The organism is Howardella ureilytica (genome assembly GCF_054657495.1).
In genome coordinates this window covers 1-22,430 of sequence record NZ_BAAHYP010000002.1, presented here as the reverse complement: position 1 = coordinate 22,430, position 22,430 = coordinate 1, and the positions used below count along the sequence as shown (strand labels likewise).

Annotated in this window: 21 protein-coding genes and 1 riboswitch; of the genes, 19 read left to right on the top strand and 2 right to left on the bottom strand. The window is 37.9% G+C overall.

The annotated features are described in order from the left end of the window. Positions 1-30 precede the first annotated feature (30 nt). Positions 31-972 (top strand): 3'-5' exoribonuclease YhaM family protein, encoded by a 942-nt coding sequence (locus tag ACYQ1N_RS01315; RefSeq protein ID WP_459831815.1) that lies wholly within the window; start codon positions 31-33, stop codon positions 970-972. After that, positions 972-2,504: a 23S rRNA (uracil(1939)-C(5))-methyltransferase RlmD gene (rlmD, locus tag ACYQ1N_RS01310; protein ID WP_459831812.1), complete on the top strand. Its 1,533-nt coding sequence runs from the start codon at positions 972-974 to the stop codon at positions 2,502-2,504. Before ACYQ1N_RS01315 ends, rlmD begins: the two co-directional genes overlap by 1 nt. 169 nt (positions 2,505-2,673) lie before the next feature. Here rlmD and ACYQ1N_RS01305 read toward each other — a convergent pair whose 3' ends face one another. Further along, the gene (locus tag ACYQ1N_RS01305; RefSeq protein WP_459831810.1) at positions 2,674-3,264 is read right to left on the bottom strand and encodes a class I SAM-dependent methyltransferase; all 591 of its coding nucleotides are present in this window, start codon (positions 3,262-3,264) and stop codon (positions 2,674-2,676) included. Between the two features lie 229 nt (positions 3,265-3,493). Further along, positions 3,494-3,566, top strand: a riboswitch (Fluoride riboswitch). A gap of 39 nt (positions 3,567-3,605) precedes the next feature. Here ACYQ1N_RS01305 and ACYQ1N_RS01300 point away from each other — a divergent pair. From ACYQ1N_RS01300 to ACYQ1N_RS01220, 17 genes are all read left to right on the top strand, one after another. Next, positions 3,606-4,847, top strand: coding sequence for a chloride channel protein (locus ACYQ1N_RS01300; protein WP_459831807.1), 1,242 nt, complete (start codon positions 3,606-3,608; stop codon positions 4,845-4,847). Between the two features lie 346 nt (positions 4,848-5,193). Then, positions 5,194-6,243 carry an iron-siderophore ABC transporter substrate-binding protein gene (locus ACYQ1N_RS01295; RefSeq protein WP_459831805.1) on the top strand — a complete coding sequence of 350 codons (1,050 nt, stop codon included), beginning with the start codon at positions 5,194-5,196 and terminating at the stop codon, positions 6,241-6,243. Positions 6,244-6,246: 3 nt separating this feature from the next. Next, entirely contained in the window at positions 6,247-7,245 is a 999-nt protein-coding gene (locus tag ACYQ1N_RS01290) for a FecCD family ABC transporter permease (RefSeq protein ID WP_459831803.1), read from the top strand. Then, entirely contained in the window at positions 7,242-8,267 is a 1,026-nt protein-coding gene (locus ACYQ1N_RS01285) for a FecCD family ABC transporter permease (RefSeq protein WP_459831801.1), read from the top strand. The genes ACYQ1N_RS01290 and ACYQ1N_RS01285 overlap by 4 nt, the downstream gene beginning before the upstream one ends. 5 nt (positions 8,268-8,272) lie before the next feature. Continuing rightward, positions 8,273-9,109: an ABC transporter ATP-binding protein gene (locus ACYQ1N_RS01280; protein WP_459831799.1), complete on the top strand. Its 837-nt coding sequence runs from the start codon at positions 8,273-8,275 to the stop codon at positions 9,107-9,109. Positions 9,110-9,509: 400 nt separating this feature from the next. Further along, complete coding sequence (locus tag ACYQ1N_RS01275) at positions 9,510-11,321, top strand: hypothetical protein (RefSeq protein ID WP_459831796.1); 1,812 nt, start codon at positions 9,510-9,512, stop codon at positions 11,319-11,321. Positions 11,322-11,756: 435 nt separating this feature from the next. Next, the gene (locus ACYQ1N_RS01270; protein WP_459831794.1) at positions 11,757-12,767 is read left to right on the top strand and encodes a hypothetical protein; all 1,011 of its coding nucleotides are present in this window, start codon (positions 11,757-11,759) and stop codon (positions 12,765-12,767) included. A gap of 109 nt (positions 12,768-12,876) precedes the next feature. Next, positions 12,877-13,407, top strand: a complete 531-nt coding sequence (locus tag ACYQ1N_RS01265) for a hypothetical protein (protein ID WP_459831791.1) — start codon at positions 12,877-12,879, stop codon at positions 13,405-13,407. 72 nt (positions 13,408-13,479) lie between these two features. Further along, positions 13,480-13,827: a hypothetical protein gene (locus ACYQ1N_RS01260; protein WP_459831788.1), complete on the top strand. Its 348-nt coding sequence runs from the start codon at positions 13,480-13,482 to the stop codon at positions 13,825-13,827. A gap of 5 nt (positions 13,828-13,832) precedes the next feature. Next, positions 13,833-15,443, top strand: coding sequence for a caspase family protein (locus ACYQ1N_RS01255; RefSeq protein ID WP_459831785.1), 1,611 nt, complete (start codon positions 13,833-13,835; stop codon positions 15,441-15,443). Positions 15,444-15,634: 191 nt separating this feature from the next. Beyond that, positions 15,635-16,063, top strand: a complete 429-nt coding sequence (rplM, locus tag ACYQ1N_RS01250) for a 50S ribosomal protein L13 (RefSeq protein ID WP_459831782.1) — start codon at positions 15,635-15,637, stop codon at positions 16,061-16,063. Between the two features lie 16 nt (positions 16,064-16,079). Beyond that, on the top strand, positions 16,080-16,484 hold the full coding sequence (rpsI, locus tag ACYQ1N_RS01245; protein ID WP_459831779.1) for a 30S ribosomal protein S9: 405 nt from the start codon (positions 16,080-16,082) through the stop codon (positions 16,482-16,484). A 248-nt stretch (positions 16,485-16,732) separates the two neighbouring features. Further along, complete coding sequence (locus tag ACYQ1N_RS01240; RefSeq protein WP_459831777.1) at positions 16,733-16,963, top strand: hypothetical protein; 231 nt, start codon at positions 16,733-16,735, stop codon at positions 16,961-16,963. A 215-nt stretch (positions 16,964-17,178) separates the two neighbouring features. After that, positions 17,179-17,499, top strand: coding sequence for a phage scaffolding protein (locus tag ACYQ1N_RS01235; protein ID WP_459831775.1), 321 nt, complete (start codon positions 17,179-17,181; stop codon positions 17,497-17,499). A gap of 442 nt (positions 17,500-17,941) precedes the next feature. Next, positions 17,942-18,331 carry a hypothetical protein gene (locus ACYQ1N_RS01230; protein ID WP_459831773.1) on the top strand — a complete coding sequence of 130 codons (390 nt, stop codon included), beginning with the start codon at positions 17,942-17,944 and terminating at the stop codon, positions 18,329-18,331. A 257-nt stretch (positions 18,332-18,588) separates the two neighbouring features. Beyond that, entirely contained in the window at positions 18,589-20,280 is a 1,692-nt protein-coding gene (locus ACYQ1N_RS01225) for a CoA-disulfide reductase (RefSeq protein ID WP_459831770.1), read from the top strand. Positions 20,281-20,418: 138 nt separating this feature from the next. Further along, on the top strand, positions 20,419-21,066 hold the full coding sequence (locus ACYQ1N_RS01220; protein ID WP_459831768.1) for a trimeric intracellular cation channel family protein: 648 nt from the start codon (positions 20,419-20,421) through the stop codon (positions 21,064-21,066). Between the two features lie 253 nt (positions 21,067-21,319). Here the strand turns inward: ACYQ1N_RS01220 and ACYQ1N_RS01215 are convergent, their stop codons facing one another. After that, positions 21,320-21,979, bottom strand: coding sequence for a Crp/Fnr family transcriptional regulator (locus ACYQ1N_RS01215; RefSeq protein ID WP_459831765.1), 660 nt, complete (start codon positions 21,977-21,979; stop codon positions 21,320-21,322). Positions 21,980-22,430: the final 451 nt, after the last annotated feature.

The following is a 22,430-nucleotide window of genomic DNA, read 5'->3' as shown; positions in this document are numbered from 1 at the left end:
ATAGCAAATCAACGGAATTGAGGAATTGAAATGTATTTTATTGAGAATTTTAAAGACGGAGACAAGGTTTCCGGAATATATTACTGCAAATCCAGACAGTCGGCGGTTTCAAGAGCCGGCAAAGAATATGAAAATGTAATTTTAAGCGATAAGACGGGAAGTATTGACACAAAAATATGGGATCCTAATTCATTTGCAATAAAAGAATTCGGCGCTTCCGATTTCGTTGCCGTAAGCGGAACGGTTTCTCTTTATAACGGAAAGCTTCAGTTTAAATTGGACAGTGCAAGAATTGCGGAGGAAGGAGAATATAATACATCTGATTACATGGCTTCTTCGAGGTTTGACATTGATGAAATGACGAATGAATTTTTTGCGATGATAGGCTCAATTAAGAATAAATATTTAAAGGAACTTCTTGAAAATATATTTATAAATGATGAAGTTTTCTTCAACATTTTTAAAAAGGCATCTGCGGCAAAGAGTGTTCACCATGGATATGTGGGAGGACTTCTTGAACATTCGCTGAGCGTTGCAAGGCTCACATCACTTATATGCAGTAATTACGACTATGCCAACAGAGATTTGGCGGTTACGGCGGCAATGCTTCATGATGTGGGAAAGACAAGAGAATTATCGCCGTTTCCGGAAAATGATTATACCGATGAGGGAAATCTCATAGGTCATATTGTTATAGGATACGGTATGTTGGTTGAAAAAATAGCGGAGATAGACGGATTCCCTGCAATTTTGGCGCAGGAACTGGAGCATTGCATACTTTCTCATCACGGCGAGCTTGAATACGGTTCACCTAAGCGTCCTTCTCTTGTTGAAAGCTGGATTCTTGCAGCGGCGGATAAATTGGATGCAAATCTTGAAGTGATAAGAGAAGAGCTTAACGGCAAAAACAGCAACGCATGGCTTGATTACAATAAATTACTTGACTGTAAAATCAGAAGGACAGAAATATAATGCTGACTAAGGGAGATTTATTTGCGGAGACCATTGTTGATTTAACAAGCGAAGGACTCGGAGTTGCGAAAACGAATACGGAAGACGGCAGGCTGTATCCGGTGTTTGTGAAGGACACCGCAATAGGTGACAGGATTGAGGGAATAATAACCAAGACATCAAAAACATTTGCATACGGCAAAATGTTGAAGTTATTGAAAGAATCCAAAGACAGGACCGTTCCGAAATGTGAAAATGCGAAAAGATGCGGAGGATGCTCAATCCAACATATTTCATACAAAGCACAGCTTGAATGGAAAGAAAAATTCGTTGAGGAAACGCTCTGCAGAATAGGCGGAATTTCAAAGGATAAATATATCTTCAACAACATAATTCCTTCAGAATATAACGGAGAAATAAAGGAATACAGATACAGAAACAAAGGTCAGTATCCTGTATCCAAAGATAAAAACGGAAATATTATAACAGGTTTTTATGCAAGCAGAAGTCATGATGTTATTGAGTGCAAAGACTGCCTTATTGAAGACGAATATAATTCCGTTATATTGTCGCGCATACGGAAGTATTGTGAAAAAAATAATATTGAACCGTATGATGAAGACAGCAAAAGAGGTCTTATCAGGCACATACTTATCAGAACCGGTTTGGGTAAACGTCTTAATGACGGCATGCCTGCGGAAGTTATGGTTTGTCCGGTTTTAAATATAACACGTGATTCTTTTTTAAGAAATAAAAGGCTTAAACAATTAATACAAGGCTTGGCGGAATATATTGTTTCGTCGTTGGGAGATAATTTATCCGAAGGGAGTACAGTTAAAAAATATAAGATTACGTCGGTGGTACTTAACTTTAATAATAAAGATACCAATGTAATATTGGGAAAGGATGAGTATGTTTTATACGGTGCTGATCATATTAATGATAAAATCGGTGACAATACATATAAAATAAGCGCAAAATCATTTTTTCAGATTAACCCGTATCAGACTTATAATTTATACAACAAGGCTCTTGAGGAAGCGGGGCTGACAGGAAGCGAAACCGTTTGGGATTTGTATTGCGGAACGGGTACCATATCACTGTTTTTGGCAAAAAAAGCAAAAGAAGTATACGGAATAGAGATAATTGAACAGGCAATAGCGGATGCAAGGTACAACGCAATATCAAATAATATCAATAATGCATATTTCGCGTGCGGAAAAGCCGAAGATATAAAGGTTGCCTCTTACGGGGAAGAAATGAGTTCCTCAGATATACAACATTCGGTCGACAAACTTGAATTGCCTAAACCGGATGTAGTGGTGGTTGATCCTCCGAGAAAGGGGTGTGACAACAGGCTTTTGAATACGGTTTCTGATGTGAAGCCTGAAAGAATTGTATATGTATCTTGCAACATTTCCACATGTGCAAGGGATATAAGGTTTTTATCGGAGCGAGGATATAGATTAGATAAGGTTACGCCTGTGGATATGTTCCCGCATACAACAGGAATCGAGACGGTATGTTTACTGAGGAGGAGCCCACAGATTTAAGTAGAAATCATATATTATAACTGATACTGAGATGAACTGTTACTATCCGATAATGGAAGAACAAAATAATCATAATTCCGCAAATACGCCTAACAATTAAACAGTACTTTCAACATATAAGCTGCAGATTCGGAGACAATCCAAAATCTGCAGCTTATTATGTATCGAATTATCTTATTTTCTTACCGACAATCTGATAGATTTCCGAATCGGAAATACTTGTAGTTACGGTCAGATACTTTGAAAATATTTTTGACAACTCGTCGATTTCCATTAAACCGTTTGAAATATGCTTTGCCGAGCCTTTGTGATGAGCGTCTGTTTGTTCTCTGCTCATTCCGTGAGCAACGGTGAGATAACCTCCGTCTTTCAAATGTTCGGATAAATATTGTATGATTCTTTCTCCGTCTTTAAAATGCGGAAAAGCATTATATATGACAATCCCGTCATAATCACTTTCGATGGGAGATTTTTCCGCGTCACCGACATAAAAAGAAATGCGTGAATCATTAAAGGATCTCCTTGCAATTTCAATCATTCCGGGAGAAATATCAACTCCCAGAACGGATTGTACATTTCTTTCAAGATAATACGGAATAAGGACTCCTGTTCCGCAGGCAACATCCAAAATTTTCATATTTTCGGAAATATGTGCGTTATCAAGTATTTTATTTATTTTTTTATCGTTTATTACTATTTCATCGTTCCAATTCTCTGAACGGGCATTAAAATATTTTATTACTTCTTCATTTTCTATCATGGTAATCTCCGATTATATTCATATAACAAAAGGTAAAACAGTTCCTAATAATAAAATCAGGCAAAGTCCACGGATGTTTATTTAAGTTTAAAGCAGTGAACCGGACTACAGTTTATCATTGTATGTTTAAGAATTTATCCCATATGGGGGTATATAATTTAAAAGTGCACTGAATAAAAAACATAAATTTTATTTACAGTAAAAAAATAATTGTGATATAATTTTAAAAAATAAATAAGGGAATGATAATCTCCCTTGGGAAACCTAAACCGCTGATTAAGGCTGATGATATCTGCATTTATGTGCAGGTATTGTCAGCCTTTTTTGCATTGGAGGACAATATGTTGGAATTTAACAAAGAAAAAATGAAAAACCTGCTGATGTACCTTATATTGGCAGGAATTGTCGGAGTTTGTGTGGGTGCGATTGATGCGCTTTTCGGAAGAGTATTGATCGCCATAGGCGATTTCCGCACGACTTATTATCAGTTTTTGGTTCCGTTTTTACCGCTTGCGGGACTGTTAATTATCGGAATGTATTATAAGTTCAGTAAAGAAAGTCTGGGCGGAATGGGACTTGTGTTTGATACCGCATTAAATAAACGGGAAAATATTCCCGTTCTTCTGATTCCGCTTGTTATGGTAGGAACATGGATTACGCATCTTTTCGGAGGAAGTGCCGGCAGAGAGGGCGTTGCGGTTCAGATAGGAGCGACATTTTCACATACCCTCGGCAAAAAGTTTAAGCTGCCTGACAGTCGTATTTTGCTTGTTATCGGTATGGCAGCCGGTTTTTCGGGGCTTTTTCAGACACCTCTTGCTGCTGTATTCTTTGCGCTGGAAGTTATTATAAGCGGGGTATTGGTATATGAAGCTCTGTTAAGTGCGCTTGTTGCGTCATATATTGCATGCTTTATCTCGAATTCATTGGGACTTGAAAAGTTCTTTGTGCCTGTTACAAATACCGTGGACCTGTCTTTTGACACTGTTATTCCGCTTATTCTTATCGGTATTGCATTCGGCCTTACGGGTTTATTATTCAGTAAAGGACTTGCCTTTGGAAAGAAGAAAGCAAAAAGCTTAATTGAAAGCCCGTATAAAAGAATATTTTTCCTTGCAATACCTTTGGCTGCCATACTTTTCTTTGTATTGGGAGGAAGATATTGCGGACTCGGAACAAACCTTATAAGCAACAGTTTCCACGGCGGAGAAATATACGGATTTGACTGGATAGTGAAGCTTGCGTTGACAATATTTACTCTGTCAATAGGATTTCAGGGCGGTGAAGTGACACCTTTGTTTTCGATAGGTGCAAGTCTCGGATTCGTACTCGGTGCCGCTTTCGGATTCCCTCCTGAAGTTATTGCCGCAATGGGATATGCCGCAGTGTTCGGAAGTGCTACAAATACTCTTTTGGCTCCTATATTCATAGGGCTTGAAGTTTTCGGACCGGCAAATATTCTTCCTCTTTCGCTTGTATGTATAATTGCTTATATTGTTAACTTTAATTCGTCTATATACGGCGGTCAGATATCGGTGAAAGATTTTATTATCGGAAAACTTAAAAATTCCGAAAATAAATAATATTCGAAAACTTAAAGTGCAGTTGATAAACTGTATTCGGAAATTTTAAGGAATATTGACAATGATATAAATTAAAAAACCGTATTATCCGATTACATATCGGGTAATACGGTTTTTTATTATTTATCATGATTTATTTAAACATATTATTCACTATGTAATGAATTGAATTGTCGATAGGGATTAATATAATTATGTAAAGAACGGTTAGCGTAAGGTAACAATACTGTAATAATGACTACTACAACTAGCTCCGTAAATGTTGAAATAGTTTTTTTCATGTGGTATCTTATCGAAATATAAATTAGCAATAGCTAACTAAAAAGGTTATTATTTTGGAGGATATATGAGAAAAGGTTTATTGGTTACTTTACTTTCAGTAACGGCTATGGGAACAACATTAATGGCAGGATGCGCGTCAAACGCATCGACAAATAATAATACGGCGACAGAGTCACAGGCGAGTGATTCGCAGGTGTCATATCCATATACGATTAAACATGCATATGGTACGACAACTCTTAATTCCGAGCCTAAAAAGATTGTAACTCTCGGTTGGGGAAATCAGGATACGGCTCTTGCTCTGGGTATTGCTCCGGTTGGAGTATCCGCAGCCAATTTTGGATATATGACAAATCACAAATTGCACGAATGGACAGATCAGGCATTTGCATCACTGGGAGTAAGCAATCCGAATGTATTTAATGATACGGACGGTTTTGATTACGAAGCGATAAGCAATGCAGCGCCGGATGTAATCATAGCGTCATATTCCGGCATGACTAAGGACGAATATGACAGATTGTCACAGATTGCGCCTGTGGTGCCTTTCGCGGAAGCGGCTTGGAAAACAAGCTGGAGAGAGCAGACAATATTAAATGCAGAGGGAATGGGTAAGAAAGCTGAAGGTGAGAAGCTTGTTGCCGAAGCGGACAATCTAATAAAAGAAAAGATTGCGAATCATCCTGAACTGAAAGATATAAAGGCAGGATTTTTCTACATAAGTCCTGATGATTTCAGTACATTTTATGCATACCTTCCTGCAGATCCGAGAGCATCGTATCTTCAGGATTTAGGATTGGAACTTCCGGAAAGCATTTCAAAGCTTGCTCAGGCAACACCTGATGATTTTTCGGTAACAATGAGCAGGGAAAATGCATCTGATTTCTCCGATGTGGACCTGATGGTATTATACGGAGACGAATCGCTTCTTAAAGCTCTTCAGGCAGATCCTCTTATGTCCAAGATTCCGGCAATCAAAAACGGAGCGGTTGTACTGTTGGATTCCAACTCAAAGCTTGCGGCTTCAACAACTCCTACCATACTTTCAATACCGGCAACTATTGACGATTATTTAACACAGTTGTCTGCAGCCGCATCCAAGGTCGGTAAATAAATTATGAAAAACAGGAAAATATGGATATTCGGTATTGTTCTTGCGGCTCTCATACCGGTGAGCATATTGATTTCATTATCTTACGGCTCAAGGTCTGTAGGTATAGGCAGTGTATTCGGTGCTTTTTTTGAAAACGGCGCACCGCAAACGGAAGTTGACATTGTAAATGCGAGAATTCCGAGAACCGTATTCGGTCTTATAGCGGGAGCGGCACTCGGAACATCCGGACTGCTTATGCAATCCATAACAAGAAATCCGGTTGCGGATCCGAGTATTCTCGGCGTAAACACGGGTGCTTCACTGTTTGTTGTAATCGGAATGGCTTTTTTTAACATAGGCGACAAAAACCAATATATTTGGCTCGCTTTTATGGGAGCTGTTTTGACTGCGGCACTTGTTTTCGGCCTTGCGTCATCGGGGAAAGGCGGAGCGACTCCAATGAAACTTGCAATAGCCGGCGCTGCAACGGCGACGGCTCTGCAGTCGATTGTAAACACCGTAATGCTTCCGAATTCTCAGGTAATGGACAGGTTCAGATTCTGGCAAACCGGAAGTATAGGAGGAGCATCATGGGATGATATCAAAACCGTAATTCCATATCTTGCAGGAGGCTTTATTATCGCAATCGCACTGATACAGTCTCTTAATGCTTTGGCTCTCGGCGATGAATTCGCTGCGGGGCTCGGAGTTAACGTTGCAAGAACGAGAATACTCGGGATAGTTGCGGGGGTATTATTGTGTGCGGCAACAACCGCAATAGCCGGGCCTATCGGTTTTATAGGACTTATGATTCCCCATGTTATGAAGCTTGTTTTGGGACCCGACTTAAAGCTCCTGGTTCCGTTCTCGATGATGGGAGGTGCGATACTCCTGGTTTTATCGGATGTAGCCGGCAGACTGCTTGGAAGCCCGGGAGAATTGGAATCGGGAATAATAACTGCATTAGTCGGCGGTCCGGCATTTATTCTTATTGTAAGAAAGGTTAGGGTGCGTTCAGTATGAATACCATGAGCAGCAGCGTAATAATGGAAGGATACAACAGCAGAAAACGCAGATACATCATAACGGTGTCACTGCTGGGAGTTATTGTATTTTTGTTAGCCGGTTTTATGATGATGTACGGTAAAACCATATATTCGCCTGTTGATATTTTTAAAATTCTGTTTTCGGACGGATCCGCTGCGGGTTCTTTTACCGTGAAGACATTGAGACTGCCGAGAATGCTTGCCGCTGTACTTTGCGGTTTTGCGTTCGGTGCGGCCGGCAATGTATTTCAAAAGCTTTTGGGCAATCCGCTTGCAAGTCCGGATATTATCGGAGTCAGTTCTGGAGCAAGCGTTGCGGCCATATTCGGAATATTGATATTCCGCCTGGACGGAACAGTAGTGTCTTTGATAGCCGTGTTATGTGGAATAGCCGTTTCCGCGTTGATATACATAATTGCGAACGGGAACGGATACTCTGACAGTAAACTTATTCTTACGGGAATAGGCATGAATGCATTTTTAAATGCGATAATTTCATGGCTTCTTCTTAAGGCGTCAGAGTATGATGTAGGTTCGGCTCTCAGATGGATGAGCGGAAGTCTTAACAATGTTACTCTCGATCAGATTCCGAAACTTGCAATTGTCGTTATAGGCGCAAGTATTGCGGTTGCCGTGTTGACCGGACATTTAAAGGTTATGGAACTGGGAGATTCTTATGCGACGGTTCTCGGCGTAAGGTTGTCGGCGGTCAGAATATCATTAATAGTACTTGCTGTTTTGATGATTGCTTTTGCAACGTCCGTTACGGGTCCGATAGCCGCGGTTGCGTTTCTTTCCGGACCGATTGCATCGAGATTGTCCGGTTCCGGGCACGGAAATATGTTGCCTTCCGGTTTGGTCGGCGCATCACTTGTGCTTGCCTCTGACATGGTAGGTCAGTATGCTTTTCCGTCAAGATACCCTGTGGGTATAATAACCGGAATATTAGGAGCTCCTTATCTTATATTTTTATTATTTAAAATGAATAAACGAGGTTGAATGTATTGAACGGATATATATTAAAAGCTGACAATATAAGTGCCGGATATGACGGAAGAAAGATTATTTCCGATGTTACGATTACGGTACCGGAAAATAAAATCAGTGTAATACTCGGTGCAAACGGATGCGGAAAATCAACCATGCTGAAAACATTTTCAAGATTATTGCACCCGACCAAGGGAAAAGTACTGCTTAACGGAAACAGCATTACAAGCATACCGTCGAAAAAAGTGGCAAAGCACATCGGCCTTCTTCCTCAGACTCAGATAATACCGGAAGGTATAAAAGTAACGGATCTGATTACAAGAGGCAGATTCCCTTACAGACAACTCATGAAGGGCATGAGTGCCGAAGATTTTAAAGCTGTGGAAAAAGCCATGGAAATGATGGGAATTACGGAGCTGGCCGACAGAAACGTGGATGAACTTTCCGGCGGCCAGAGACAGCGTGTTTGGATAGCTCTTGCGCTTGCTCAGGAAACAGATATATTGTTACTTGACGAACCGACAACGTTTCTGGATATTTCATATCAGGTTGAGATATTGGATTTGCTGTATGAACTCAACAAAAAAGAACATACAACAATAGTTATGGTATTGCATGACATCAATTTGTCGGCACGTTATGCAGATTATATATTTGCAATGAAAAACGGAAAATTAATTGAAGAGGGAGCGCCTGAAGATATTATTACTTCGGAACTAATTGAAGAAATCTACGGTTTAAAATGTTCGGTCATTGAAGATCCCATATCCGGAACTCCTCTGATTTTACCTATCGGAAGGCACAAGACCATAAGGGGTGTAAATGACAGAAAAAGTACGGCTGCTTATGCTTGAAGAGCATGAGGACAAACAATTCTAAGACGGAATGTTTCGTTTCTAGAAAGTAATGAAACACAACTGAATTATTTAATGTATATATTAAAAAGCGTGTAAAGCAGAAATGCTATATACGCTTTTTATTTATGGGTCGAAACGTTGTTATGCATGTGAAATCTGCGAAGTCGTTTTCATATTTAATATTACGGCCGAAAAATATTTTTTAGCTTTGTGCAGCCTATCCATAATACATTTATTATTAATATGCTCAAGTTTATATTATAATAATTGCAGCAATATTCCATAATAATCATATAAGATATTAATAATTATTGATAAACGGAAATTTTTAAATCAAGGTTATTCTTGATAACGAAAATATTATTTATGAAAAAAGGATAAAGGATAAAGGATAAATATGAATTACGGAAAACTCAAAAAAGGAGCGTCGTTACTCCTGGTGTTGGGAATCGCTTCGAGGCCTTTTCTGTTTGGCGCTGTTCCCATAAGCGCTGCGGAATCGAATAATAAGGATATCGGTTTTAATGCCCGGGAATCGTATTTTAACGGAGAGAGCATGGCAGATACGGAAATAAAGCACAATTACGAAGGTGTAAAGTCAGGTGTTAACGAAGAAAATAAATTTGTCAAATCCGAAAGTAAGATTGCGGAAGTTTCCGATAAAGCGGCTTGGGCAGTTAATAAATCGGTAACGGTACCAAAGACAATTTATGTCGAGACATTTGCGGAAGGAACGGAGGATGGCACGGAAGCACATCCTTACAGTGACTTTAAAACAGCTTACAGAGCGGCAGCAGACGGAGATACCGTTGTTTTAAAGAACAGCGTAACAATTCAAAATGACGACAACGGCTCGGACAGAGGAGTATTTACATTAGATAAAGCCGTAAAAATAACGGGAACCGGTGACGGAAGTTCTTTGAACAGCAGGGTACCGATACAGCTTCGTGCCGATATTACAATTGAAAACACGAAGTTCTTTGCCGAGAAAATATATCTTAACGGATATTTGCTCAGCATGAATGAGGTGAAAACAAATACAAATAATATAGGCAGAGTCACGGTTTTCGGCGGTTCGTTTGAAGCCGGCACACACAATGGGAATCACTCCGTGCTGACGGTAACGGGATATGCTCAAAATCCGTTTGAATTTGAAAATATTTATGCAGGCTCGGAAACGGCTGTATCGGATATTCCGGTTACGATAAACCTGTTATCGGGAGCAAAGGTGATAGGCAAAACAGACGCTTCGGGAAAGAGTGCAAATGTAACGGGGGCTGTGGAAATTAATGTGAAAAATGCAAATGCATCCGTATTTGAAAACACATACCTCACCGATGATTCCGTTTTAAAACTCATAAGCTATTCCAATCAAAACAGCCCGGTTATTGACGATTATAAAGATGTAATATTACAGGATTCGAACATTAAAATAAATTCGGATAATTCCTTTTCATCCGTTTCGGGTAAATTGGAACTTCTCGGTAACAGTAAACTGGACATAAGCGGTATCGGAGGAGAATTTAACGCAAACAGTCTTAATGCCGAAAAAGGTTCTCTTATAATACTTAACAGAGAAACGGGATTAATGAAAATAAAAGATGTATTTACGGGAACAATCGAAATAAGGACTCCCGGTCAGGATATTTCTTCATCGGGAAATGTGATTCTTGACAAACCGTATATGGAAGCAGGGGTATCTTCTACGGGAACCGTTATATTTAAACCGTTTTTTACACAGGGAAAAGTACATATTCAGGAGCTTACGGGTACAGTTAAACAGTGGATTGTAACGGAAGAAGTGTATGATGAAAAAATTGATTCATTGAGCATTGTCGAAGACGGTAAGATAAATACAAATATAAGCAAACATGAACTTACACCGGTTGCAAAAGATAAATCAGGGAAAATAATTACATATAAACCTGATTATGTTTTGGAATTGAGAGACAAGGACGGATATATACTTACCGACGAAGAAACCGTTCTGTCATATACCGAGACGGATAATAAGATACATTTGAATATTGTTTATAATGACCTTGAAGAAGGTAATTATATTCTTGTTGTTTCGGAAAAAATATCCGGAAAAACATTTGAGATACCGTTGACATTTTTCAAATCACCTACTGAGAATCCGAAGGGAGATGAAGAACCTGTCATATGCGGAACTCCTTATTTGTATCCGTACAATATTAATAAGTTATAATGAGAAAAAAGTTAAATACGTATTGTTTTAAGTTTTAAGATTAAAAACTGCCGAATGCCGTAAGGTGTTCGGCATTTTTTATGTAAAAATGTCATTTTAAAATAAATAACTCACACATTTATCCGTTAAATATAATGTATGAAACATTTGAAAATAACGGATAAAGAAAACGGAAAGGTGAATCCGATTTGTCGTCTGAAATGCGACCGATTCATTAAATCGTGAAGATATAATGTGATAAGAGAACAGCCGGGGGAGGTGAATATGTGTATGATATGTGTTTGAAATTTCGGTCACATATCAGAATGTAGAATTAACAGAGTCGATTTAATCGAAAAGTGTTTTAAGGGAAATGGGATTATTCAGCCGTATCGTAGAACGACATGGATGAAAATGTATGCGGGTTTGTTTATCCAAACGGAAAGGAGGAAATCCATGGCAATGATTGTTTGTAGGAATTGCGGAAAACCGGTCTCGGACAAGGATAAGAAATGTATATATTGCAATGAAATTCTTATTCCAAATGACAGTAAGACTTTCGAAAACCGTAATGAAGAGTCCGTTGATGAATCCGAGAAAAGTAAAAACTCCGAATGTAAGTTCGAAATTAAAGCAGAAGCGAAAAAGGAAAACACGGAAAAAGATGAAAGTACGGAAAACAGCGAAGGAGCGGAAACGGAGGAATCCTCAGAGAACGGCGAAAATTCGGAAACACTCGAAACCCCGAATAATGAAAAAGGCGAGGAAACGGCCGGAAATACGGGAGAAGGCGAAAGTACGGAAATTGCTGAAATCCCGAATAATGAAGAAAACTCTGAAAATCCGGAAAACGCAGAAGACGGTGAAAGCACTGAAAATGATGAAAAAGGGAAAGGAAGAAAATTAAGCAAAAAAATAAAGATAATCATCGGTGTTGCCGCTGCAATTTCAGCAGCATTTATAATAATATTTATTTCCGTCGGACAATACCACAGAGGAAAGTCGAAAGAGTATTACGAAACGTTAAAATCAGCAACAACTTTAATGTATTTTGGTGCGTCAGATGCAGAAAAATGCGGTAAGTTGATCAGGGATGTATGGTATAACTCTATTTACAAAGAGAGTGATGAAAGAACGGATAAATATACAAAGTACAGGGGATACTTTTTACCTAGTTTTAATACCGCGCTGAGAAACCTGTACAATGACAGCGGTTTCATCAGCAAAGTAGAAAGTATCAAAACAAATCAAGAGGCAGTTAATTCATTGATGAAGAAGTTAAAAAATCCGCCGGAAGAGTATGAAGATGCTCATGAGGCAATTATAAAGCTTCATGATGCATATGTATCTCTTACAAATTGTGCCATCTCTCCGAGCGGAAGTCTTATAAAATATTCAAGCACGTTAAATGATGCGGATAATGATACGTATAATGCGTATAAAGTCATGGATATGTATATAGAATAAAAACGGGACACAGAAACCATATGAAATTAAAATATAATATAATTACAGTGACGGAATATGACAATTGCTGATTATTACCAAACAATGTATAACGGAACATGGATAAATTGTGAGTTATAATAACGGAGGATTGGCAATGCTTACAGATGAGATAAGAGCTGCCCTGAGAATATATATTTTAAATAATTATATTTTTATTAATGAAACCGAAAAATATAAATGGTTGTCCGATGAGATAACAAAGGATACCGGTATGCATTCCGGTAAAGGGGAACCTACTTTAGAACAGTTAATAAGCCAAATGGGTGAAACATTTACGGAAAGGCTGTTATCAATCATAGACAGCAGCGGAATGACCGATGTTGAAGTATATAAAAGGGCAAATATAGACAGAAAATTATTTTCTAAAATACGGGGCAATCCCGCATATCATCCAAGAAAACAAACCGTTTTGGCTTTGGCGATTGCGCTTCGGCTGAATCTTGAAGATACCGTCGACCTGTTGGCAAGAGCAGGATATGCTCTGTCCCCGGGCAGCAAAGGAGATCTTATAGTCAGATATTTTATAGAGCATGAGGTATTTGATATTATGACAATCAATTTTGCACTGGATGAGTATGAACAGCCTTTGCTTGGATGATTTATTTCACCGGTCGTTACATAATAAGCAATTTGCAATTGTTCTTTATATGAATAATATATGGAGGCTTATATGGAAGAATATATTACTGAAAAAGAATTAGCCGCATTATTGGAGGACATAGAGGATAAACTGCAAAACAACAGGGTGCAGGAGTGCAAAAGCATGCTTGAACAGATAATGGAGGATAGGAGAGAACATGGCAAATATATTGACCGTACATATATAGGAGCGGTTAAAGCAAGAAAAAGAGTTAACAGAATAGCGGATATAAACGAAATATTGTCAAAAATGTCAAATGAGCAGATTGAAAATGTACATCGTTATACTGTAGACGAATACGATGAGCCTAATCATGAGGCGGAAGCGTTGGAAGCAATTATGAGTTTGAGCAGAAAAGAAACCGGGAAGGAACCATAATAATAATGAATAATAATATTTTTGCACTTCTTGTCGGAGTCGGAAATTATACCGAATTAAATATTCCGAACCTGCCATCATATAGAACAGACCTGACTCTTATGTCTGATGCGTTAATAAAGGGTTTAAAATGCAACAGGGAACACATTCGCATAATGGCCGGGGAAGATTATAACGGAATTGTAAATGTGAATGATTTTGTTCAAGGAATAGGCAATTTCGGAAGAAGGCTGTCGAAGCAGGATACTTTTATATTTTACTTTTCAGGACACGGAAGCGCAGATACATTGACATTCAGCAATTCCCATCTAAATCAGCAGAGTGTGATAGATTATATAGACAAAATACCGTGTAAAAACAAAATAGTATTTTTGGATTGCTGTTACTCCGGAAATTTCGAACCGTTGGAAGCAAAACATATAAATATGGAAAAGTCTGTTGATTATTTTGCCGGACACGGAATTGCAATATACGCTTCTTCTTCCGCAAATGAATTATCGGGAATAGGATCGGATGGCAACCACAGTGTATTTACAGGAGCATTGGCATCTGCCGTTACTTCAAAATATATAATTCATAACGGAAAAATCGAATTAAACGACATATATAAGGAAACAGACAGATTAATAAGGGATTGGAACAGGAAAAATCCCGAGAAAAAACAGAATCCCGTATATCGCAGCAGTATAGGCGGTACAATATATTTTCAGGCGGAAGATCGTGATGAATATGAATCCGAAAAATATTCATTTAACGCCGATGAATATGATGTTATCAGCGTAAAACCCTTAAATTCTTCAAGAGAAAAGCGTTTGTGCGCATTTGTTGTATTACATGAAAAAGCCGATGATAAACTGTTGGTGCACATTACAGGAGAGATTGCCGAACGTCTGAAGGAGGCACAAGTGTATTTATGCAAAAGCAGTGAGGAAAAGTATAAAGATAAGCCTGTAAGCGTTGTATGGTGTTATTTCGGTAACAGTGAGAGTGATATAGTAAATGGCAATCATCAATATTATACAATTTGGGCTTTGCCGGATATGAGAAAAACATATTTTCATGTAAACAATAACTCAAGAACAGTTGACGATGTATATATTTATGAAAACCGTTCATATGATTTGATAAAAAGAATGCATGAGAATACCATATCCGAAGCCGAGTATGTAAAGAAGTGCAGAGAATTTTTAAAATTATTTGTTGATATGGCCGAAGACTTTTTGATTGATCTTCAGGAAGCGGATAACGGGTTTCTTTCATATGAACAATTACAGATTAAATATGCTGACAGGATGAATACGGTAAAAAGGGATTATATATCCCTTACCGATATGGAGGCTGCGCCGGACGGCTTGCATGATTGGGTGAAGGAAATATTACTTATGTCAGGCTGTGTATTGGATCTCAGTATTTTACTTGAAGGAGATATGCTTTCAAAGCGTATAACGGAACGGGAGAAATGGCTTATTGACAATGCAAGGAAGCAATACAACGAAAGCATTGAAAGAATTAAAAAAACAGAAAAGGAATTAAATATAAATATACGGTTTAAATTTATGACAAATTTGTACGACACAATATATCTGTACAACAATAAGTACAAAAATATTAGTTAAATTCAGTAATTCGGTATTGAAAAATATTTCTGCTTATAATATAATTTTTAACCGAGTGCATGAGAAGCGGTTTTCATGCACCCGGTTATTTATGAGATAGTAATGTACGCTGATTAGCCCCGGTTTATGTTATGTGTCTTATAGAACTTTTAAATATAAATAATTGAGCATTTAATTATTGGAGGAATATAATGAGCACAACAATAACTAAAGCTGCAGACATCGAGAGAAAGTGGTATGTAATCGATGCGTCAAAGTATACATTAGGACGTTTATCTGCTAAGGTTGCTTCTATTCTCAGAGGCAAGCATAAACCAACATTCGTTCCGTTTCTTGACTGTGGCGATAATGTAATCGTTATCAATGCTAAGAACGTTAAGCTTACAGGTAATAAGCTTGAGCAGAAAGAATATGTTCGTCACTCAGCTTATATCGGCGGTGTTAAGAAAGAAACTCTTAAGGTTGCACTTGAGAAACATCCTGAAAGAGTTATCGAGCATGCAGTAAAGGGAATGCTTCCAAAGGCTGCATTAGGTCACGCAATGTTCAAGAAGCTTCATGTTTATGCCGGTCCGGAGCATAATCATGCAGCTCAGAAGCCTGAAGAGTTAAATTTCTGATTGAGGAGGGTTCAAATTGGCTAAAACAGCAAACGGTGCATTTTACGGTACAGGAAGAAGAAAAAGCAGTATTGCAAGAGTATATGTAACACCCGGTACAGGCGTAGTTACAGTTAATAAGAGACCTTTAGACGAGTATTTTGGCGATGAGACACTTAGAACAATTGCTCTTGAGCCATTTGTTGCTACTCAGACAGAGGGTAAATATGACGTTAAAGTTAATGTTCACGGCGGTGGTACAACAGGTCAGGCCGGTGCTATCAGACACGGAATCTCAAGAGCTCTTCTTGAGGCTAACACGGAAGAATTCCGTCCGATCTTAAAGCAGGCAGGATACCTTACAAGAGATCCAAGAACTAAAGAGCGTAAGAAGTACGGTCTTAAGAAGGCTCGTAAGGCACCACAGTTCTCAAAGAGATAATTCAAACCGAATATCAGAAGAACATCAAAACCCTTGGAAATCCAGTATTTTCAAGGGCTTTCTTATGTTTTGGATTCATAAAGAATTTGTATGAAAAAGGGTCAATTTATATGCGTGAAACACAAGTGACACATTGACCAATTAAAGAAGTATGGTTTTAAGTATGTGCAGGAACATTTGGATGAAATGGAAGCTGAAGCATATTCTGTTGAAGAAACATGGTTCAAAAATCGAAAGAAAGTGAAATGATGAAGTGGTTAGGCAATCTTAATAGTATAGCAACAAATGGTCAACCTGGTACATGTCCATATTGTAAAAGTGAAAATGTGAACTACACATTGAAGATAGTTGATGAAAAAAGCAAAATGGGATATGGTGCAATTTGGTGTAATGATTGTAAAAAGGCATTTCATATTTCACGAATAAAAGTAGATGAAGAAATTATAAAAGAAATTCCATCTGATTTGGAATTTGATTAAAAGCATCCTGAAAAGGGTGCTTTTTTAATGCGTTAAAATATCAGACCTATTGAAAAAATCTATGAAGAAGAAAATGTGCAGAGGTGACACAGAAATAACTTCCTTTCAATAGGTCTGATTTTTTATTGACCTGGTTTGAAGTCGAGAAAAGACAACAGTCAAAAAATCTAATGGTGAAAGAAACACCGAAAACAAACTGAAAGGATGATTTGAACATGAAAAGAAAGTTTTTAGAAGACATGGGATTAACAAAGGAACAGGTTGACAGTATTCTTGATGAAAATAGTCAGGATATAGGTAAGGTAAAAGGTGACCTTGATACTGCTAATCAAGAAATTACATCTTTAAGAGAGCAGATTGTTGATAGAGATAGTAAGCTTGAAACTTTGAAGAATTCCACAGGTGATGTTCAGGCAGTGTTGGATGCAATTGATGATGTGATTGTGGACAACATACTTGCAAACAATGATGAACCTGATGATGAAGGTGTAAAACTTCAAAAGATATATGATGAAATTTTCAATGAAAATTTATAATGATATGCGATAGTTTCAGTTAGTATGTGTGCAACATTGGTGAAACACAAAAGTCTTGAAAAGCCTTGTTTTTTTAAGGGTCGGAACTATCAAAGAGATAATTTTCAAAAAAGCCTTGTATTTGCTTGGTTTTCAAGCATTTACAGGCTTTTTTTTTGCTCTTAAACCACGGAAATCAAAAATCAACAGGTGCCCGGAAAACAATAACGGTTATAATATTGTGCAGAAACGCTATAATGTGTAAGATGTATTTAATAAAACTCAGCAGTGTATTTAGGGGTGTGTGGTGTTAAAATATCTCAGTAACTTATTATTCACATATATAATAATCGGTTTTGTATTGTTTTTTATAATATTGGTAATGGCAAACAACAAATGCGATCATAATGAAAAACAAAGACGCTTTCACTTTGTTGCAGAAAACAGCTCGGCAAATAGCGATATGGCTGTATTTTGTAAAGTGTGCGGCGAACAATTAACAACTTATGCGCAGTTTAAAGGTACACCGGATGATAAATCTTATTTAAGCGCATTCTCAGGATATATCGACAGTAACGAGATAATACCGGGAGAATACTATACTGTGACCGCCGCTGTTAGGGGAGAATTTCACGGCATTAGAATCGAAGAGCCAAGGCTCACATGCCAAGAGGAAAATGATGATTATGAAGTACTCTTCAGCGTGGGATTTAAAGAGGAATACAGAGATTTAATTTCATCGGTAAAAGAAGGGGAAGAAATAACTTTCCGTGGAAAATTCTACACCGAAGGATGCGGATTCTCCGATTGTGAGCTGATTTCACGCAACAATCAGAACAAAGGAGCGGCATAAAATGATATTCTCGATGTTTGATATAACCGGTATTGGAATGAAGCACTGAAAACTTATCAATTTGAAGGTAAGAATATATAACAGTTTAGTATGTATCAATTAAATGAGAGCGTTATATATTATGACAGAACAAATAAAGTAAAAGCGCATCCGAGAACTTTTGTGATTTTATCACGGAAGTTCATTTTTTATTTGGTAAAATATATTCAGAAATAAATATTTTCGAAAAAATAATGAAAGCTGAAAGGGGCATATAAATGAAAGTCGTAATAGTGGGCGGTGTGGCAGGCGGAGCAACAGCTGCCGCAAGAATACGAAGATTGGATGAAAATGCGGAAATTATCGTATTTGAGAGAAGCGGATACATATCTTATGCGAATTGCGGTCTTCCGTATTACATAGGAGGAACCATTGAAGATAGAAAAGCTCTTACGCTGCAGACACCGGAAAGCTTTGACAGGCGTTTTAACGTGACAATGAAAGTCAATCACGAAGTGACAAAAATAAATCCGGACAAAAAAACCGTAGAGGTTAAGGATTTGATTTCTGGAGAAGAATTTGAAGAAAGTTATGATAAGCTCCTTCTTTCTCCGGGAGCAAGATCTGTAATACCGGCTGTTCCGGGTGTGGAGTCCGATAAAGTATTCTACTTAAGAACCGTGGAAGATACATTTAAAATTAAAGATTATGTAAATGAACACAGTATAAAAAATGCGGTACTCATAGGAGGAGGATTTATAAGTGTTGAGTTGTCGGAGAATTTGACGGAGTCAGGTATAAAAACAACCATTGTTCAAAGACCGAAACAGCTTATGAATATATTTGACGGAGACATGGCTGCGTTTATTCACGGGGAAATGCGTAAGAACGGAGTCGAACTTAAGCTTGGAAGGGCGCTTACGGCTCTTGAGGAATCCGAAGAGGGAATCGACGTAATACTTGACGGAGTCGAAAGGCTTCATGCGGATATTGTTGTAATGGCAATAGGTGTTTCACCGGAAAACGAACTTGCGAAAAAAGCCGGATTGGAACTTGGAGTAAAGGGAAGTATCGTTGTAAATGAAAAAATGGAGACTTCCGTAAAAGATATTTACGCCGTGGGCGATGCCGTTCAGGTGAAAAATTTTGTTACAAAAGCGGATACCGTAATACCGCTTGCGGGACCGGCCAATAAACAGGGAAGAATTGCGGCGGACAATATCTGCGGCGGAAACAGTGAATATAAGGGAAGTCAGGGAAGTTCCGTTCTTAAAGTATTTGAATTAACGGCTGCCACAACCGGAATAAACGAAAAAGAGGCTGACAGAGCAGGAATAGAATATGAAAAGATAATTATATCGCCGATGAGTCATGCATCGTACTATCCCGGCGGGAAACTTATGAATGTTAAGTTTTTATATGAAAAGGGAACATACAGAATTCTCGGAGCTCAGATTGTGGGTTATGACGGAGTCGATAAGAGAATCGATGTTTTGGCAACGGCTTTAAGAGCAGGTTTAACAGCCATAGACTTAAAAGAATTGGAACTGTCGTATGCTCCGCCTTATTCGTCTGCCAAGGATCCCGTAAATATGCTCGGATATATAGCCGAAAATATTAAAACGGGAGTAGTAAAACAATGGCATACGGAAGATATTGACAGAGTTCAAAGTGACAATAATTCAATAATTCTGGATACAAGAAGCGTAAAGGAATATGAGAGAGGCCATATGGAGAATTCCGTCAATATCCCGGTTGACGAAATCAGGAAAAGAATAAATGAAATTCCGAAAAATAAAAAAATATATGCAATATGTCAAAGCGGTTTAAGAAGTTATGTTGCAACAAGAATTCTTATGGGACACGGTTATGACGCATATAATTTTTCCGGCGGATACAGATATTACAATACGGTAAAAGACGAAAAGACTCTTGTGGAAGCTTCCACTCCGTGCGGAATGGATAAATAAACAGGCATCCGTAAATAAAAAATGCATTTTAAACTGCTGATTATGGATTAAGGATATATTCAATGTTATAATTTTAAAATATGAATTTGTAATTATAACATTGAATCAACCAAATATTTTATTCAGCAGGAAACAAACATGACGGATATAATTATTTTTGTCATAGAAATAATAGGTACAATAGCATTTGCCGCTTCGGGAGCCATGCTTGCAATAGAAAAAAACATGGATGTGTTCGGTGTATGTGTACTCGGAGTTGTTACGGCTGTCGGAGGAGGCATGACAAGGGATGTCATACTCGGAAATATACCTTCGTCTCTCACAGATCCGATATATATTACAACGGCCGCAATAGTTTCGGTTGTGATATTTATTATAGTATATATTAACAAAAGTCTGTTAAGAGGCGGCCATAAGGCATATGATTTTGTTATATCGGTTATGGATGCAATAGGTCTCGGAATATTTACAATTACGGGGATAACCGTAGGTATAAATGAAGGACACGGGAACGAAATATTTTTAATTGTATTTCTCGGAGTTATCACCGGAGTCGGCGGCGGACTCATCAGAGATATAATGGCAAGGCAAAAACCATATATATTACATAAAGATATTTACGCCTCTACTTCCATTGTAGGCGCGGTTCTGTACATAATATTATTAAATACCGCGGGTGAAACAACGGCGCTCTTAATCTCTCCTATAACAGTATTTGTGCTCAGAATGTTGTCAACCCGTTATAAGTGGAATCTTCCTAAGGTAATTAATAACAGAAGGAAATAAATATCAACAATAAGTCAAAACATTTGAATATCGTAAAAAAATGAAAACATTAACCGGAAATAATACTTGCATTAAAGCAATACTGTTATAAAATAACAATTCAAAACGAAAGCATAAATTCAAAACGAAAGTATAAAAATCAAAGCAAAAGCATAAATTCAAAAAGGACTTTGCACCGTTTGGGTTAACCCAAACGGTGCAAAGTCCTTTTATATGCTTACACAGTATAAGAATATATATGAATAAATTAATATTAATCTGATTCGGCAACGCGTCGAAGCTTATCCATATCGGTTATTTCTATTATTCCTCTTGATAGCTTAACAATATTTTCATTCTGAAAATACTTAAGCATTCTGCTTACAACTTCTCTCGGATTTCCCATATGATTGCCTATTGTCTCGTGAGTGATATTAAGAGTTAACGAATTTTCTATCTCAGATTCTTTTATAAGAAAATCAGCAAGTCTTTTATCAAAACTTTTCCATGCAATTTGTTCCATAAGCCACATAACATCAGAAAATTTCTCCGCCATTAATTCATTGGTGAAATTGGAAAGGGATACGGAATGCTTCATGATATTTTTATAAATTTCTGAGGGAATTAGGATAAATTCGCTGTTTGATTCGGCCTCGATTACTATGTCAAATGAAATGTTGTTAACTATACATGATGCGGAGAACAGACACATGCTGTCGGAAGCAAGTCTGTACAGAGTCATTTCTTTGCCGCTGTCGGATATGACATATGCACGAAGAATTCCGGATTTAATCATAATAAGACCGGTACACTCGTTGCCGTTATGAATAATATCGCCCTTTTGAACTTTCATTAATACAGCTGATGATTTCAATATGTCCTGTTCACTTTTAGTAAGATCGTCCCACATTGGGAAATAAATTGATATATCCATAAATACAGTCCTTAAAAGTAAAATTTATAACATATTATAGCCTGAAATAAAAATTTATATAAGAGTTTTGACTTAATTTATTAAAAAAATAAATTCACTTATATGATTTATTTTGGGAAAACGGCAAAAAAGCGTGGATTTACCTGTGTTTGCAGCAAATAAGCAATGTGAGAGAAGTGTAATTAAGTTTTGACCCCCTTTGCAATAGTAAGTAAGGGCGAAGAGAGCTAGTACCCTACGGGAATGTACGGAGCACCTGCTAACTTGTTTGAGTCCCCCTTACAGTAGTAAGTAAGGGCAGAGGGAAGCTGTCCCTTACGAAACCGGGACAAGGCAACGCAGCTTTTGACCCACCTTGCAGTAGTAAGTAAGGGCGGCAGGTTAGTACCCTACGGAATGTACGGGCACACGCTAAAGTTTGACCCCCTTTGCAGTACGCAAGTGAAGGGCG

Excerpts from the sequence above, each read along its gene's own strand:
- ACYQ1N_RS01225 (WP_459831770.1), top strand. The coding sequence starts at position 18,589 with ATGAAAGTCGTAATAGTGGGCGGTGTGGCAGGCGGAGCAACAGCTGCC.
- rlmD (WP_459831812.1), top strand. The coding sequence starts at position 972 with ATGCTGACTAAGGGAGATTTATTTGCGGAGACCATTGTTGATTTAACA.
- ACYQ1N_RS01260 (WP_459831788.1), top strand. The coding sequence starts at position 13,480 with ATGGAAGAATATATTACTGAAAAAGAATTAGCCGCATTATTGGAGGAC.
- ACYQ1N_RS01285 (WP_459831801.1), top strand. The coding sequence starts at position 7,242 with ATGAATACCATGAGCAGCAGCGTAATAATGGAAGGATACAACAGCAGA.
- ACYQ1N_RS01300 (WP_459831807.1), top strand. The coding sequence starts at position 3,606 with ATGTTGGAATTTAACAAAGAAAAAATGAAAAACCTGCTGATGTACCTT.
- ACYQ1N_RS01255 (WP_459831785.1), top strand. The coding sequence starts at position 13,833 with ATGAATAATAATATTTTTGCACTTCTTGTCGGAGTCGGAAATTATACC.
- ACYQ1N_RS01315 (WP_459831815.1), top strand. The coding sequence starts at position 31 with ATGTATTTTATTGAGAATTTTAAAGACGGAGACAAGGTTTCCGGAATA.
- ACYQ1N_RS01270 (WP_459831794.1), top strand. The coding sequence starts at position 11,757 with ATGGCAATGATTGTTTGTAGGAATTGCGGAAAACCGGTCTCGGACAAG.
- ACYQ1N_RS01240 (WP_459831777.1), top strand. The coding sequence starts at position 16,733 with ATGAAGTGGTTAGGCAATCTTAATAGTATAGCAACAAATGGTCAACCT.
- ACYQ1N_RS01235 (WP_459831775.1), top strand. The coding sequence starts at position 17,179 with ATGAAAAGAAAGTTTTTAGAAGACATGGGATTAACAAAGGAACAGGTT.
- ACYQ1N_RS01215 (WP_459831765.1), bottom strand. The coding sequence starts at position 21,979 with ATGGATATATCAATTTATTTCCCAATGTGGGACGATCTTACTAAAAGT.
- ACYQ1N_RS01220 (WP_459831768.1), top strand. The coding sequence starts at position 20,419 with ATGACGGATATAATTATTTTTGTCATAGAAATAATAGGTACAATAGCA.
- ACYQ1N_RS01305 (WP_459831810.1), bottom strand. The coding sequence starts at position 3,264 with ATGATAGAAAATGAAGAAGTAATAAAATATTTTAATGCCCGTTCAGAG.
- ACYQ1N_RS01295 (WP_459831805.1), top strand. The coding sequence starts at position 5,194 with ATGAGAAAAGGTTTATTGGTTACTTTACTTTCAGTAACGGCTATGGGA.
- ACYQ1N_RS01275 (WP_459831796.1), top strand. The coding sequence starts at position 9,510 with ATGAATTACGGAAAACTCAAAAAAGGAGCGTCGTTACTCCTGGTGTTG.
- ACYQ1N_RS01290 (WP_459831803.1), top strand. The coding sequence starts at position 6,247 with ATGAAAAACAGGAAAATATGGATATTCGGTATTGTTCTTGCGGCTCTC.
- ACYQ1N_RS01230 (WP_459831773.1), top strand. The coding sequence starts at position 17,942 with ATGGCTGTATTTTGTAAAGTGTGCGGCGAACAATTAACAACTTATGCG.
- rplM (WP_459831782.1), top strand. The coding sequence starts at position 15,635 with ATGAGCACAACAATAACTAAAGCTGCAGACATCGAGAGAAAGTGGTAT.